This window comes from Streptomyces sp. NPDC005494, from assembly GCF_042872025.1.
In the GTDB taxonomy this organism is placed as follows: domain Bacteria; phylum Actinomycetota; class Actinomycetes; order Streptomycetales; family Streptomycetaceae; genus Streptomyces.
In genome coordinates this window covers 160,024-173,483 of record NZ_JBIAJR010000004.1, presented here as the reverse complement: position 1 = coordinate 173,483, position 13,460 = coordinate 160,024, and the positions used below count along the sequence as shown (strand labels likewise).

13 protein-coding genes are annotated in these 13,460 nt (G+C 70.6%); 1 reads left to right on the top strand and 12 read right to left on the bottom strand.

What is annotated here, in order from left to right; genetic code table 11:
- Nucleotides 1-115: 115 nt before the first annotated feature.
- From dmpG to ACFYQ6_RS14550, 9 genes are all read right to left on the bottom strand, one after another.
- Complete coding sequence (gene dmpG / locus ACFYQ6_RS14590) at nucleotides 116-1,129, bottom strand: 4-hydroxy-2-oxovalerate aldolase (protein ID WP_203183079.1); 1,014 nt, start codon at nucleotides 1,127-1,129, stop codon at nucleotides 116-118.
- Nucleotides 1,126-2,070 carry an acetaldehyde dehydrogenase (acetylating) gene (locus ACFYQ6_RS14585; protein WP_203183080.1) on the bottom strand — a complete coding sequence of 315 codons (945 nt, stop codon included), beginning with the start codon at nucleotides 2,068-2,070 and terminating at the stop codon, nucleotides 1,126-1,128. The genes dmpG and ACFYQ6_RS14585 overlap by 4 nt, the downstream gene beginning before the upstream one ends.
- Nucleotides 2,067-2,873, bottom strand: a complete 807-nt coding sequence (locus tag ACFYQ6_RS14580) for a 2-keto-4-pentenoate hydratase (protein WP_388763146.1) — start codon at nucleotides 2,871-2,873, stop codon at nucleotides 2,067-2,069. Before ACFYQ6_RS14580 ends, ACFYQ6_RS14585 begins: the two co-directional genes overlap by 4 nt.
- Complete coding sequence (gene fdxA / locus ACFYQ6_RS14575) at nucleotides 2,870-3,190, bottom strand: ferredoxin (protein ID WP_069737871.1); 321 nt, start codon at nucleotides 3,188-3,190, stop codon at nucleotides 2,870-2,872. Before fdxA ends, ACFYQ6_RS14580 begins: the two co-directional genes overlap by 4 nt.
- A gap of 7 nt (nucleotides 3,191-3,197) precedes the next feature.
- On the bottom strand, nucleotides 3,198-4,202 hold the full coding sequence (locus ACFYQ6_RS14570; RefSeq protein ID WP_203183082.1) for an NAD(P)/FAD-dependent oxidoreductase: 1,005 nt from the start codon (nucleotides 4,200-4,202) through the stop codon (nucleotides 3,198-3,200).
- Between the two features lie 186 nt (nucleotides 4,203-4,388).
- Nucleotides 4,389-5,237, bottom strand: a complete 849-nt coding sequence (locus ACFYQ6_RS14565; protein ID WP_176735262.1) for an IclR family transcriptional regulator — start codon at nucleotides 5,235-5,237, stop codon at nucleotides 4,389-4,391.
- A 20-nt stretch (nucleotides 5,238-5,257) separates the two neighbouring features.
- Complete coding sequence (locus ACFYQ6_RS14560; RefSeq protein ID WP_086672932.1) at nucleotides 5,258-6,217, bottom strand: catechol 1,2-dioxygenase; 960 nt, start codon at nucleotides 6,215-6,217, stop codon at nucleotides 5,258-5,260.
- A complete protein-coding gene (locus tag ACFYQ6_RS14555) occupies nucleotides 6,214-7,599 on the bottom strand; it encodes a M20 family metallopeptidase (protein ID WP_388763144.1) in 1,386 nt (461 codons plus the stop codon). Before ACFYQ6_RS14555 ends, ACFYQ6_RS14560 begins: the two co-directional genes overlap by 4 nt.
- A 115-nt stretch (nucleotides 7,600-7,714) precedes the next feature.
- Nucleotides 7,715-8,962: a Rieske 2Fe-2S domain-containing protein gene (locus ACFYQ6_RS14550; RefSeq protein WP_202591917.1), complete on the bottom strand. Its 1,248-nt coding sequence runs from the start codon at nucleotides 8,960-8,962 to the stop codon at nucleotides 7,715-7,717.
- A gap of 161 nt (nucleotides 8,963-9,123) precedes the next feature.
- Between ACFYQ6_RS14550 and ACFYQ6_RS14545 the strand changes: the two genes are divergently transcribed.
- Nucleotides 9,124-10,617 carry an AMP-binding protein gene (locus ACFYQ6_RS14545; RefSeq protein ID WP_388763142.1) on the top strand — a complete coding sequence of 498 codons (1,494 nt, stop codon included), beginning with the start codon at nucleotides 9,124-9,126 and terminating at the stop codon, nucleotides 10,615-10,617.
- A 106-nt stretch (nucleotides 10,618-10,723) separates the two neighbouring features.
- Here ACFYQ6_RS14545 and ACFYQ6_RS14540 read toward each other — a convergent pair whose 3' ends face one another.
- Genes ACFYQ6_RS14540 through ACFYQ6_RS14530 form a run of 3 tightly spaced genes read right to left on the bottom strand, consistent with a single transcriptional unit; the run spans nucleotide 10,724 to nucleotide 13,412 of the window.
- Nucleotides 10,724-11,671, bottom strand: coding sequence for an alcohol dehydrogenase catalytic domain-containing protein (locus tag ACFYQ6_RS14540; RefSeq protein ID WP_388763140.1), 948 nt, complete (start codon nucleotides 11,669-11,671; stop codon nucleotides 10,724-10,726).
- Complete coding sequence (locus tag ACFYQ6_RS14535) at nucleotides 11,671-12,525, bottom strand: alpha/beta fold hydrolase (protein ID WP_069737878.1); 855 nt, start codon at nucleotides 12,523-12,525, stop codon at nucleotides 11,671-11,673. Before ACFYQ6_RS14535 ends, ACFYQ6_RS14540 begins: the two co-directional genes overlap by 1 nt.
- A 38-nt stretch (nucleotides 12,526-12,563) precedes the next feature.
- Nucleotides 12,564-13,412, bottom strand: coding sequence for an alpha/beta fold hydrolase (locus ACFYQ6_RS14530; protein WP_069737879.1), 849 nt, complete (start codon nucleotides 13,410-13,412; stop codon nucleotides 12,564-12,566).
- Between the last annotated feature and the right edge of the window lie 48 nt (nucleotides 13,413-13,460).

Genomic DNA, 13,460 nt, shown 5'->3' with positions numbered 1-13,460 from the left:
ACCACGCGCTGTCGAAGCCGAGCGCCTCCGCCCTGCGCACCGTCGCCACGATCCTTGTCGGCGCGGTCGCAGGGCGGGATACGGATGTCGGCCTTCAACCGGGTTGCCGACCAGCTCACTTGGCGTCGCGCGCCGTCAGGTCGAGCGCGATGTCCGTGATCATGTCCTCCTGGCCGCCCACCATGCCGCGGCGGCCGACCTCGACGAGGATGGTGCGGGTGTCCAGGCCGTAGCGGGCGGCTGCCGCCTCAGCGTGGCGCAGGAAACTGGAGTAGACGCCCGCGTAGCCGAGGCTCAGCGTCTCGCGGTCCACGCGCACTTCGCGGTCCTGGAGGGGGCGGACGAGGTCGTCTGCTGCATCCATCAGGGGGAAGAGGTCGCAGTGGTGCTTCCAGCCAAGGAGGTCCGCGACCGCGACGAAGGCTTCGAGGGGGCAGTTGCCCGCGCCCGCGCCCTGGCCGGCGAGGGAGGCGTCGACGCGGGTGACGCCCTCCTCCACGGCCACGACCGTGTTGGCGACACCGAGGGCGAGGTTGTGGTGGGCGTGGATGCCCAGCTCGGTGGCGGGGTCGAGGACTTCGCGGTAGGCGCGGAACCGGTCGCGTACACCGTCCATGGTGAGGCGGCCGCCGGAGTCGGTGACGTAGACGCAGTGCGCGCCGTAGGACTCCATCAGCTTGGCTTGGCGGGCGAGCTCGGTGGGCTCGGCCATGTGGGACATCATCAGGAATCCGGCGACGTCCATGCCCAGCTCCCGCGCGGCGGCGATGTGCTGGGCGGCGATGTCGGCCTCGGTGCAGTGCGTGGCGACGCGCACCGAGCGGATGCCGAGCGCGTGGGCCTGCTTGAGGTCGTGGATGGTGCCGATGCCGGGGAGGAGGAGCGTGGTGGGGACGGCGGTGTTGGTGGCGTCGACGACGGCCTCGATCCACTCCCAGTCGGTGTGCGCGCCGACGCCGTAGTTGACGCTGGAGCCCGCGAGGCCGTCGCCGTGCGCGATCTCGATGGCGGCGATCCCGGCGGCGTCGAGGGCGGCCGCGATGGAGCGTGCCTGGTCGGTGGTGTAGCGGTGGCGGACGGCGTGCATGCCGTCCCGCAGGGTGACGTCCTGGACGTAGAGACTGGTCACTTGGCGGCCTCCGTCGCGTGGTGCGCGGCCATGCGCTCGGCAGTGCGCAGCGCGGCCGACGTCATGATGTCGAGGTTCCCGGCGTAGGCGGGCAGGTAGTGTGCGGCGCCCTCGACTTCGAGGAAGACGGACACCTTCAGCGCCTCGCCGGTGCCGGAGGGGGCGAGGGAATGCAGTGGGTCGCCGGGGCGGACCGTCTCGTATTGAACCTTCTGCTTGAGGCGGTAGCCGGGCACGTACGCCTGGACGCGGCCGACCATCTCCTCGACCGACGCCGTGACGGCCTCCTCGGCGCAGGCGGAGACGACACAGTGCACGGTGTCCCGCATGATCAGCGGGGGCTCGGCCGGGTTGAGGACGATGATCGCCTTGCCGCGGGCGGCGCCGCCGACCTGCTCGATGGCGGAGGAGGTCGTCTCCGTGAACTCGTCGATGTTGGCGCGGGTGCCGGGGCCGGCCGAGCGCGAGGAGATCGAGGCGACGATCTCGCCGTAGTGGACCGGGGTGACCGCGTCGACCGCGGCGACGACGGGGATGGTCGCCTGGCCGCCGCAGGTGACCATGTTGACGTTCGGGGCAGCCAGGTGAGCGTCGCCGTTCACCGATGGGACGACGTACGGGCCGACGGCCGCCGGGGTCAGGTCGATGAGGGTGCGGCCGAGGGGGCGCAGGACGTCCTCGTGGTGGCGGTGGGCCCCGGCGGAGGTAGCGTCGAAGACGTACTCCACGTCCGCGAACTCCGCCATCTTCACCAGGCCCTCGACGCCCTCGTGCGTGGTGGCGACCTTCAGACGGCGGGCGCGGGCCAGACCGTCGGAGTCCGGGTCGATGCCGGCCATCGCCGCGATCTCCAGCGTCTCGGACAGCCGGAGGATCTTGATCATCAGGTCGGTTCCGATGTTTCCGGAGCCGATGACGGCGGCCCTGGTGCGGGTACTCATGCGGTGTGTCCCTCCTTTGCGAACTGCACGCTGATACGGCCAAGTTGACTGATCCGGGCCTCGAAACGGTCGCCGGGCGAGGCGGCGGCCATCGGGCCGAGCGCCCCGGTGAGCACGACGTCACCCGCCCGCAGCGGGTCGCCCGCCGCGGCCAGCGTCGAGGCGAGCCAGGCGGCGGCGTTGAGCGGGGAGCCGAGGCAGTCCGCGCCCGTGCCCGTGGAGACCGGTTCCGCGGCGCCCTCGCGCGTCATCGTCATCCGTACGGCGCGCAGGTCCAGGCCCGACAGCGGCACGGGGGTGCCCCCGAGCACGTACAGGCCGCTGGAGGCGTTGTCAGCGACGGTGTCGACGATGGTGATGTCCCAGTCGGCGTTGCGGCTGTCGACGATCTCCAGGGCGGCGAGTGCGAAGTCGGTCGCCCGGATCACGTCCGCCACCGTGCACTCCCGGTGCGGCAGGTCCGCTTTGAGTACGAGAGCGACCTCCGCCTCGACCTTGGGCTGGATGAGTCGCCCGGCCGCGACGGTGCCGCCGTCGGGTACGGCCATGTCGGCGAAGAGCGTTCCAAAGTCCGGCTGGTCCACGCCGAGCTGTGCCTGCACGGCGGGGGAGGTCAGTCCGATCTTGCGTCCGGCGATGCGACGGCCCGCTGCCAGGCCGCGCTCGACGTTGAGGCGCTGAACGCCGTACGCGCTGTCGATGTCGCCCCGGGGGAGCAGGGACCGTACGGGAGTGCAGGGCTCGCCCGTGCGCTCGGCTGCCAGCAGGGCGTCGGCTGCCTTCGCCACGATCGCGGCGCTCATCGGGCGCTCACCAGCGGTGTGTCGACGCCCACAGGACCGAGTGGCGTCGCTCCGCCGGGGGAGCCGAGGGCGCTGTCGCGGCCGGGGAGGATCTCCGTGAAGAAGCGCCTGTTGTCCTCGCGGAAGTCGGGATCGGCCTTGCGGTCCACCGTGATCGCCTGTTCGGGGCAGGCGACTTCGCAGGCGCCGCAGTCGATGCACTCCACCGGGTTGATGTAGAGCTTGCGCTCGCCCTCGTAAATGCAGTCGACCGGGCACTCCTCCATGCAGGACCGGTCCATGATGTCGACGCAGGACGCGCCGATGACGTACGCCATGGTGTGTTCAGTGCTCCTTCTCGGTGGAGTGGCCGGGGAACAGGGCAGCTCCCGGGTCGATGACGGTGGCCGCGTTGTTGACGGCGGTGGCGGCTTCGCCGAAGCCGACCGAGATGAGGCGGACCTTGCCGGGGTAGTCGGTGATGTCGCCCGCCGCGAAGACCCGTGGCAGGTTGGTCGCCATGTGGGTGTCGACGGCGATCTTCCGCGCCTGGAGGTCGAGTCCCCAGTGCTGCAGCGGGCCGAGGTCGGCGAGGAAGCCGAGCGCGGCGACGACGGTGCCGGCCGGGACGAGGCGGATCTCCTTGCTCGTGCGGTGCCGGATCTCGGCCTGTTCCACCCGGTCGGTGCCGGTGAGCCGGCTCACCTCGCTGTCGGTGACGATCTTCACGCCGAGTGTGCGGACCTTCTCGACGGACGCCGCGTGGGCGCGGAAGCGGGCGGTGCGGTGCACGAGGGTGACCGAACGGGCGATAGGTGCCAGGAGGGCCGCCCAGTCGAAGGCGCTGTCACCGCCACCCACGACCACCACGTCCCGGTCCGCGTGAACGGAGGGGTCCGGCACGAAGTACTCCAGTCCGCGGCCGAGGAATTCCTCTCCGGCGGGCAGCGCACGCGGAGTGAACGTTCCCACTCCACCGGTGATGACGACGGCCCTGGCCCGTACCGTCGCCCCTTGGTCGCTGCGGACGACCGGCATGCCGTGGGCGTCGTGCGTCAGCTCGGTGGCCCGGTGGCCCAGGAGGTAGCGGGGGGAGTAGGGCTCGGCCTGGCCCACGAGAGCGTCCACCAGGTCGCGGCCGCGAACGGACGGGAAGCCGGCGATGTCGAAGATCGGCTTCTCGGGGTACATCGCGCTGATCTGCCCGCCGAGCTGCGGCAGGACGTCCATCACGGTCACCGTCAGGCCGCGGAAGCCGGCGTAGTAGGCGCCGTACAGACCCGCCGGACCGGCGCCGATGATCAGGACGTCGGTGCTCAGGACGCCGGTTTCGTCGGTGAGTTGGCTCATGTCGGTGAGCCTAGGAACGAGGGGCGGTTCTCCCTACGGAGTCGTTCCGGTGAGCAGGACGCGGCTGGTCAGGGGCGTACGGCGAAGGCGTCGCGGCACCGGAACACGGCGAGGGGCCCGCCGTCCGGCGGGCCCCTTCGTGCTCGTGTGAGGTGGCGCGGTCTCGTGCTCGTGCGAGTGGCGCGGCTAGGCCAGTGACCGGCCGATGCCCAGCGCAGCAGTCCGTAGTGCGGTCGCGTGCCCCGCCGCGTCCATCCGGTAGGTGGGTGCGGTGATGGACAACGCGCCCACCAACGTGGTGCCCCCGGCGAACACCGGGACGGCCAGGCTCGCGTACCCGAGCCGGATCTCCTCGGACTCCAGAGCGATCCCTTCCTGGCGGATGACGTCGAGCTGGGCGCGGAGCCGCCCCGGTGAGATCACGGTGTGCCGGGTGAGCGGCTTGAGGCCGCTGCGGATCACGTCGACGAACAACGACGGCGGTGAGTGCGCAAGGATCGCCTTCCCGGTGCCCGTGCAGTACAGGGGAAGCCGTCCCGCCACCCGTGACTCGGCGTTCAGCCCGCGGTGCGGGAAGATCTTGTCCAGGTAGACGACGTCCAGGCTGTCGTGGATGGCGAAGTGAATCGTCTCCCGTGTGATCAGGAGAAGGTCCTCCATGTACGGCTGAACGGCTTCGCGCAGAATGCGCTGGCGATGCACCCGCTGCCCGAGCTCGAACAGGCGCAGACCGAGCCGGTAGTCGCACCCTTCCCGCTCCAGAAGCCCCCAGGTGACGAGCTCCTGGGCCAGCCGGTGCACCGTGGCCTTGGCCGCCCCCGACCGGCGCACCAGCTCGGCGAGCGAGAGAGCGGCGTCGTCGGAGGTGAAAGCCTCCAGGATCGGACGGACCTTGCCCAGGACGGAGTTCATGGGGTCGGCACCGGCCGCCGCGGCGGCCGCGTCCGAAGCGGCCTCGGATTCCAGCGCCGCTGGGCGCGCGGAGAACGAGCAGGCGTGGGGCGCTGGTCCGGCGAGGAAGCGCTGACCCGACATCGCCACGTCGGCCGGCGCCTTCATGCCGGCTGCGCCGGGTCCGCGTCCACCGGGTCGATGACCGCGACGCCCATCCCGGTGAGCCACTCGGGCATCGGCTCGTACGCAAGACGCCGTGCGGGCGCATGGCCGAGGGCCGCGGCCATCAGCAGCCACGTCCGCAGTTCCTGTGCGCCGTTGCCCGCGGCCTTCTCCAGTTCCTCGCTCGTGAAGTCGGTGATCCGGTGGGCCTCGCCGCGTTCGAGAAGGGTCAGGAACTCGTTGTCGAACTCCGGGGTGAGGGAAGCCTCGGCGGCCCGGATGATCTCGCGGCGACGGGCGTCGTAGTCCTGCCAGTTCTCGCGGCCGTTGAGCCATGCGCCGACCATGAACTCCTCGTCCGTGCCGTGCGGTTCGCGCCAGTTCGGCCAGGGCAGACGGTGGGAGAGCCCACCCGAGCCGACCACGGCGACGCGCCGGTCGCCGGGGAAGGCGAGTACGGCGTCACGAATGGCGCGCCCCAACTGGTCGCACCGCTCAAGGGTCGGCAGCGGATGGGCGAAGACGTTCACCACCAACGGAACGATCTTCACGTCCAGCCCGTCCAGCAGGTACTGGATGGCGTGGGATTGTCCGTGGTCGATCTGGAGCCGGGCGGAGAACGCCGGATCGAACCGCCCGCTCTCCACCAGTGAGTCGGCGATGTGCTGAGCCAGGGGCACGTCCACAGGCTGGGGCCCCTTCGGAGTGCCGGACTCACCACTGGCGATGCATTCCCCCACGCCCAGCGTGAACGGCGGGATCAGATCGAGCCAGAAACCGCGGAAGTGGTTCGAGCCGATGAGGACAACTGTGTCGGGACGGGTCCGGGCCAGTTCGTCGCGGGCCGCGCGGAGCGCGTCACGGAAGCGTTCGGCGCGGTCCTTGTGGAGGGTTTCCTCCCAGTGCGTGTTCATCAGCGTGCTGTGGGAGGCCCCCACGCCGAGCACGATCTCGCTCATGCCGATACTCCTTCCGGCTCCACGGCGGGCCCGGACTCCACGGCGGAGTCGCACTCCGCGTGTGAACGGGTGACGGTGTCGACCGCCGTGCGGATCAGATGGCGGGTCAGTTTCTGCATCTCCCGTACGGAGACGGTGTTCATACCGCGGGCGAAGTCGATGTCGAAGGGCGCCTCGGTGACCTTCGGCATGCCGACGCGGACAGTCGGGATGCCGCGCCCGCGGAGGATGTTGGCGTCGGTCGCGCCGCTGTTGCCGTTCACCACCTCGTGCGGGCGCCCTTCGAGGGCTTCCCATCCGGCGACCGCGCTGCGGAAGATCCAGCTCTCCCGGCTGGTGGTGGTCCCCGGGATGGCCAGGATCATCTCGACCGTGGCGTCGAGCCCCGGCATCGCGCGCTTCAGGTCCGCTACGGCCGCGATGAACTCACGCTTCGCCTGCACGGGCGTCGTCTCCGGGGTGATCCGCAGGTCGACCCGCAGGGTGCAGGCCGCCGTGGTCACCGCGGCCGTACGTGGCCAGCCGCCCCGCACCGACGACACGATGCCCTGCGGGGCGACCGTGCCAGTGGTGTGCCGCTCCGCGTACTCGGCGAACCACCGCTCCAGGTGCCGTACGACGTCGCCGGCGCGGCTGATCGCGTTGTCGTACGGGAGCCGGTGGCGCGAGCCCACGTAGGTGTGGGTGCCGTGTACCGTCACGTCGAACCAGACCAGCCCGACCTCTTCCCACGACACGGTCCACCCCGGCTTGGCGATGACCGCGTAGTCGGTGTGGAGTCCCTGCTCGAGCAGGAACGAACAGCCCACCCCCTGACCGGTGTTGAGCCGGTCGCTCCCCGGCCGGGCGTTGGTCGGCATGCCGCCGGCGCCGAACGCGGCCACCAGGTCCCCGGTCAACGGTACTCCGGCCAGCGCGATCGCTTCTGCGGCCATCATCACGCAGGCCGCGTGTCCCTTGGGGTTGGAGGCGCCGAGGCCGGTCACCAGGTCGTCGTAGACGGTGGCCTCGGAGCGCATGTCCTCCCGCAGCGCCGGCCCGATCCACGGCACGTCCTCGCTCTCCTCGCCCACCGTGAGGGTGTCGATGGGCGCGTACAGCATCAGATCGGGCCCGGTGCCGTCGCCTTCGAGTCGCGCCCAGGAGTTCGCCTGGCGTGCGTCGATCGGCTGGCAGGCTGCTCGCAGACCCACCGATGCGAGGCTTTTCGTGATGTGTTGGGCCAGGGGGCGTTCGTCGCCCGTGGGGCTCGAGACGCCGACCAGGCCGACGACCAGCTCACGCAGCCGCTCTTCGGTGACATGTCGCCATGCCTCCGTCACCCAGCTGCGGCGCCGGTCGGTGAGCCCCGAGAGCCCGTCGGGCTCGTTGTCGCCGCTCATTGGTTGACCCGGTGGACCTGGGTCATCGTCGTCCGGGCGAAGCGCCTCTTCGCGCGGGGGAGTGCCACCGCGACGGCGACACCGAGGAGGATCTTGAACAGAGTGCGGGCCATGATCAGGCTTCCCTTTCCGTGGTGTCCATGGCGGGGCCGGTGACGCCGGCGGCAGCGAGCTTCTTGCCGTACTCCTCCTCGCTGAGGTTGCGCCACGAAGTCAGCGACACGTCCGGGCGGTAGAGCTTCTCCGGAGGGGCGTCGGTCACGTCGACCATCCAGGCGTCCTGACCGGAGAACTGGCCGTGGAACAGCCAGCGGACGGCTCCCAGGTACTTGGCGTAGAAGCGGAGCGTGTCCCAGCCCTGCGTGAAGTTGACCATCACGCCGACGTACTGGTGGTTTTCCGCGTCGACCGGAACGTAGAACTCGTAGTGGATGAACTTGGGGTACGCGATCCGCAGCACGCCCGGCATCGACAGGGATGCGAAGCCGGGGAACTCCTGGGCCTCGATCACCGGGTCGACGGCGTCGGTCTTGCCGGTGTTGCCGAGGTTGAACGTCTCCTCCGGCGGCCGCTTCTTCCACCACCGCTTGTTAGACCAGCGGCCCACGCCCGGGAAGTCGGCCTCCCAGTAGACCTCGTCCTGGACGCGGTAGATCCAGCGGTCCTTCGGCACGATCCGGGTGATGTTCCACGTCGGCATCGGCTTGAACAGCCGCCACAGGGCCGTCCGGTGGAGGTACTTGGCGTGTCCCTCGTCGAAGCCGTTCTCGCAGGCGAAGCGCCAGTTGCCGCCACGCGGCTCGATGCGGCCGCCCATCACGAAGGCGTTCGACACCAGCTCCTCGGGAAGCTGCTCGTCGATCGGGTGCGGTTCCTCCTCGGCGACCGGCATGTACACCCAGACCATGCCGAGGCGCTCCTCGACGGCGTACGTGCGCACACCCAGCTTGCCCGTGAGACGGCAGCCGGGACCGTCGGTGATGACCGCGGACAGTTTGCCCGTGGGCAGGTCGAACGTCCAGCCGTGATAGGGGCAGCTGACAGTGCCGGGGAACTGCTGGTTGCCCTCGGACAGCGGGACGCCGCGGTGCGGGCAGCGATTGTGCAGCGCGTACACCTTTCCGCTGTCACGGATCAGCGTGATCTTCTCGCCGCAGAGGGTGAACGGCTTCGGATCGCCGGTGATGTGGCTTGCCCAGGTGACCGGGTACCAGTAGCCGCGGAAGCCTGACGCCGCCGCGTCGTAGTGGGGCCAGGACGACCAGTCCTGGCGGCCGATCTTGTCGGCGGATCCGCGGCGCGCCGGGGTGGACTCTCTCGCGGCGGTCTTCTTCACCGCGGGGGGACGTTCGCTCGTCGTCATCTCGTCGTGACCTCCAGCTCCAGTGGGTCTGCGGCACGAGCATCCGGCGAGACGCTGCGCCTGCCTATGAACCTGTTCCGGTGAGCGGACCATGGCGGCGGCGGACCGGTCAGCGAACCACTGCTCTTGATCATCCGAAGGCAGGCGAACAGCATCCGTTCATGAACCGCATGACAATTCCCGGCCTGGTCGACGCGGCGGCCGCAGACCACGGCGAGCGGGCCTTCCTCACCGTCGACGGCGTCCGTCGCACCTACGCGCAGACGCGAACGGCCGCAGCCACGATGGCCGGCGCGCTGGCGGACCGAGGCTGTCGGCCGGGGGACCGGGTCGCCACGCTGCTCTCCAATCGCGTCGAACTCGTCGATGTGGTGCTCGGATGCGCCTGGCTCGGTGCGGTCGTGGTCCCGCTCAACACGGCACTGCATGGCCGGCTGCTGCGGCACGCACTGGACGAGTCGGAAGCGCGGTTCCTTTACGTGGAGGAGGACCTGGCCGCGCGTGTGGGCGAGGTGGGATACGCGGGACAGGTATGGGTGGCGGGTTCGTCGTCGACGCCCGTCCACGGCGTCGCGCGTGCGCTCGACCCCTACCCCTCCCGTCCCGGTGACACGGCCGCCATCCTCTTCACCTCCGGCACCACCGGTCCCTCCCGCGGCGTGCGCTGCCCGCACGCCCAGTTCGTCTGGTGGGGCCGGAACGTGGCCGACTCACTGCGGCTGAACACCGACGACACCCTCTACACGTGCCTGCCCCTGTTCCACACCAACGCGCTCCACGCGCTGGCACAGGCGATGACCGTGGGGGCCTCGGTGGTCGTGGACCGCCGGTTCTCCGCGTCCAGGTACTGGGCGCGTGCCGCCGGGGCTCGGGCCACCTGCGTGTATGTGCTGGGCGCCATGGTGCCGATGCTGCTCGCGCAGCCGCCTGGGCCCGACGACCGGGCGCACCGGGCCTGGCGCGGGCTCGGCCCCGGCACGCCCGGCGCGCTGTGGGACGTATTCCGAGAGCGGTTCGGCGTGACCCTCGTCGACGGGTTCGGTTCCACGGAGACCAACCTGGTCATCGGCTCCGTGCCGGAGGACTGCCGCCCCGGTTACATGGGCACGGTGCGCGACGGCTTCGAGGCGCGGATCGTCGACGCGGACCTCGCGTGCGTGTCGGACGGCACGCCCGGGGAACTCCTCGTCCGCACCGACCGGGAACATGCTTTCGCCACGGGTTACCTGGGCGATGCGGCCCCGGCTCCGGGCGCGTGGCGCCGCACCGGGGACCGTGTGGTGCGCGAGCCCGACGGCTGGTTCCGCTTCGTCGACCGCCTCAAGGACTGCATCCGGCGCCGTGGCGAGAACATCTCGTGCTACGAGGTCGAGAACGCGCTGCGGGCGCATCCCGACATCGCCGAGGCAGCCGCGTTCCCTGTCCCGTCCGCACTCGCCGAGGACGAGGTGATGGTGGCGGTCGTCCCGCGCGCCGGCCGTGTGCTCGATCCGGCGCAGGTGGCGAGGCACTGCGCGATGGAGCTCCCCGCTTTCGCGGTGCCACGGTATGTGGACGTGGTCGCGGCGTTGCCGCTCACCGAGACGGGAAAGGTACGCAAGTCCGTGCTGCGGGGGCGGGGGGTGACCGGGGAGACGTGGGACCGGTGCGGGTAGAGCGCGTACCGGCAGGGTGCGGGGCATGGGCATGTTTCGGGGGCGTGGGAACCCCGACCGGTTCCCACGCCCCCTCACCCGGGCGACGACGCACAGCCCCGAGCTTTCACCCGGGCAACAACACCGCCCGCCCCCGCACCCGCCCGCCGCGCAGGGCGTCGAGTGCCGTGGAAGCGTCCGCCAGCCCGAACTCCTCGACAGTCAAGTGCAGTTCACCCTCAGCGAGCCGCCGGACCAGGTCACCGGAAACCTCGCGGGCCCGGCGCTCCTGGCGGATCATGTTCACCGGCACCAGTGCCACCTCGTCGAGCAGCCAGCTCGGCAGATCGAGCTCCACGCCCGAGCCCGCCACATACCCGATGACCACAGCGCGTCCGCCCTGCCGCACCCACCGGCTGCGGCCGACAAGGCCGGCGCCGCCGAGCGTGTCGACGAGCAGCGAGGCCGACCGGTCCCGGGCGAGACCCGCCGCGTCCTCCAGCGTCACGGCCTCCGCGCCCTTCGGCACGTCGGCCAGCTGGTCCTCCCGGCCGACCACACCGGTCACCCGCGCGCCCGCGGCCAGCGCCTGCTGCGCCACCATCGCGCCCACCGCGCCGGCGGCGCCGACCACGACTACGTCCTCGTCCGGGCCGATCCGGGCGACGTCGTGCAGAGCCACGTACGCGGTCGTGGCGGGGACGAAGAAGCTCGCTGCCACAGCGGGGGCGAGTGGAGCCGCGAGCGGGGTGACGGCCTTGCGCTTGACGCTGACGCGCTCCGCCCACGTGCCGTCGCGCAGGAGGCCCAGGCCGCCACCGCGCAGCACGACCTGCGTGCCCGGTGTGAGGCCGGAGTCGGCGTCGGCCTCCAGGACCGTGCCCGCCCCCTCGACACCGCCGACGTACGGCAGTGCGGGCTTCAGCTCGAAGTCGCCGGTGGCGACGGTGGCGTCGAGGTGCGAGACGCCGCCCGCCGTGACCTGGACGAGGACCTCGCCCGGTGCGCGGACGGGCTCCGGGACCTCGTCGAGGACCGGAGCGGCGCCCCACGCGTGGAACCGTACGGCCCGCATCAGCCGGCCGCCTTGGCGATGAATTCGAGGCTGATGGGGTTGTAACGTTCGGCCTGCTCGTGCTGCGGCCAGTGCCCGCAGTCCTCGAACAGTTCAAGGCGTGAACCGCGGATGCCCTCGTGCAGCGCCGTCGCCTCGGGGGTGTCGCCGAACGGGTTCTGCCGTCCCCACACCACCAGCGTCGGCTGGGTGATCCGGGCCAGGTGCTCGGGGCGCAGCAGGTTGCGCTGACGGCGTTCCATGTCCTGGAGGGAGAGGAGGTTGTCGACGCCCGCGACGAACTCCGGCGTGTGGTAGATCGCGTGCCGGACCTCGACCAGTTCCTCGGTCGCGGAGGCGTCGTCGGCCATGAGCAGCCGCATCCGCTTGCGGGTCAGGTCGATGTCGTCGGAGGTGACGGCCTTCTTGGTGCTGGTGCGGATGCGGTCCATGACCTCCGGGTTGGCCACGGTGCCGCCCGAGCAGAGGAGCTGGAGGCTGCGAATCCGCTCGGGGTGTTCGATGGCGGCGCGGGCGCCGACCCAGCCGCCCAGGGACTCGCCCACGACGTGCACGCTGTCGACACCGACAGCGTCCAGGTAGTCGAGGAGGTGAGTGACGTAGTCGCCGATCTCGTACGGCTTGTCGGGCTTGCCGGTGTAGCCGTGGCCGAGCATGTCGATGGCGTGCAGGTCGTAGGCGGCGTGCGCGGTGATGTTGCGCGCGAACGCCTCCAGGTGGCCGCTGGTGCCGTGCAGGAAGACGACGGCCTGGGCGTCCGGGTCGCCGGCGCGCAGGGTGCGCGTGGGGACGCCGGCGGCGTCGACGTACTCGACGCGGAAAGGGGTGGGGCTGATCTCGGTCCAGATGGACATGTGCACTCCGTAAGACGGTCGGGGAGAGTGGGAAAGCTTCAGTTCCAGGAATCGAGGAAGCCGCTGACCACCGAGTGGTACGCCTCGGGGCGTTCCTCCTGGAGGTGATGGGAGGCGTGGTCCATCACGTGGAGGTTCCCGCCGGGCACCATGCGGGCGAGCATCAGCGGGTAGTCCGGGGTGAGGAACGCGTCCTGCATGCCCCACATGAACAGCGTCGGAGCCTGGATCCGGCCCAGCTCCTCGGTGAGGTCCTGCCAGTCGCCTCGCGGCGAGTCGGACATGGCCGCGAGCGCGCGCTCGCCTTCGTCGAGGCTCTGCTCGTAGCGCAGCGTCAGCGTCTCCTCGGGGAGCTTCGCGCCGTCGTACCACTCCAGCTTCGTGATGAGCTGCCGCATCTTCTCCCGGGTCGGGCCCTCGCCGCCGTAGTAGACGTCCCGGGCCGTGCGGCCGCGGTGGCCGTTCTCGGGAAGCGGGGCGAGCGGGCCGTAGAAGACGGGCATGCTGCCGGTGATGACGAGGGACCGGACCCTGTCCGGGTACTTCGCCGCGAGATTGAGGGCGATGGTGCCGCCCCACGAGTTGCACACGAAGTCCGCGCGGTCGACGCCGAGCGTGTCGAGGAGACCGACCGTCTTCGTCGCGTGGTGGTCCCACATCGGGCCCTCGATGCGGGACTTCTCCGATTTGCCGTACTGGTGGATGTCGACGAGCAGACAGCGCCGGTCAGCCGCGAACAGAGGCGCGACGGGCCCGAAATCGCTCCAGGCGGTGCATCCGGGTCCGCCACCGTGGAGGAACACCGTATCGGGCCCCGATCCGAGGTCGTGGTAGTGGTAGCGGATGCCCGCGCCGTCCGCGTAGCGGCTCTCCGGTGCTGGTGACATGCGAGTCCTTCCGTACGAATGCGGGGGTACGGTGTCGAGCCCATCACC

What these genes read in the sequence shown, in the direction of transcription:
- ACFYQ6_RS14550 (WP_202591917.1), bottom strand. Translation starts at nt 8,962, where the DNA reads ATGACGACGAGCGAACGTCCCCCCGCGGTGAAGAAGACCGCCGCGAGA.
- ACFYQ6_RS14580 (WP_388763146.1), bottom strand. Translation starts at nt 2,873, where the DNA reads ATGAGCGCCGCGATCGTGGCGAAGGCAGCCGACGCCCTGCTGGCAGCC.
- ACFYQ6_RS14540 (WP_388763140.1), bottom strand. Translation starts at nt 11,671, where the DNA reads ATGCGGGCCGTACGGTTCCACGCGTGGGGCGCCGCTCCGGTCCTCGAC.
- ACFYQ6_RS14560 (WP_086672932.1), bottom strand. Translation starts at nt 6,217, where the DNA reads ATGAGCGAGATCGTGCTCGGCGTGGGGGCCTCCCACAGCACGCTGATG.
- ACFYQ6_RS14585 (WP_203183080.1), bottom strand. Translation starts at nt 2,070, where the DNA reads ATGAGTACCCGCACCAGGGCCGCCGTCATCGGCTCCGGAAACATCGGA.
- ACFYQ6_RS14530 (WP_069737879.1), bottom strand. Translation starts at nt 13,412, where the DNA reads ATGTCACCAGCACCGGAGAGCCGCTACGCGGACGGCGCGGGCATCCGC.
- fdxA (WP_069737871.1), bottom strand. Translation starts at nt 3,190, where the DNA reads ATGGCGTACGTCATCGGCGCGTCCTGCGTCGACATCATGGACCGGTCC.
- ACFYQ6_RS14555 (WP_388763144.1), bottom strand. Translation starts at nt 7,599, where the DNA reads ATGAGCGGCGACAACGAGCCCGACGGGCTCTCGGGGCTCACCGACCGG.
- ACFYQ6_RS14565 (WP_176735262.1), bottom strand. Translation starts at nt 5,237, where the DNA reads ATGTCGGGTCAGCGCTTCCTCGCCGGACCAGCGCCCCACGCCTGCTCG.
- ACFYQ6_RS14570 (WP_203183082.1), bottom strand. Translation starts at nt 4,202, where the DNA reads ATGAGCCAACTCACCGACGAAACCGGCGTCCTGAGCACCGACGTCCTG.
- ACFYQ6_RS14535 (WP_069737878.1), bottom strand. Translation starts at nt 12,525, where the DNA reads ATGTCCATCTGGACCGAGATCAGCCCCACCCCTTTCCGCGTCGAGTAC.
- ACFYQ6_RS14545 (WP_388763142.1), top strand. Translation starts at nt 9,124, where the DNA reads ATGAACCGCATGACAATTCCCGGCCTGGTCGACGCGGCGGCCGCAGAC.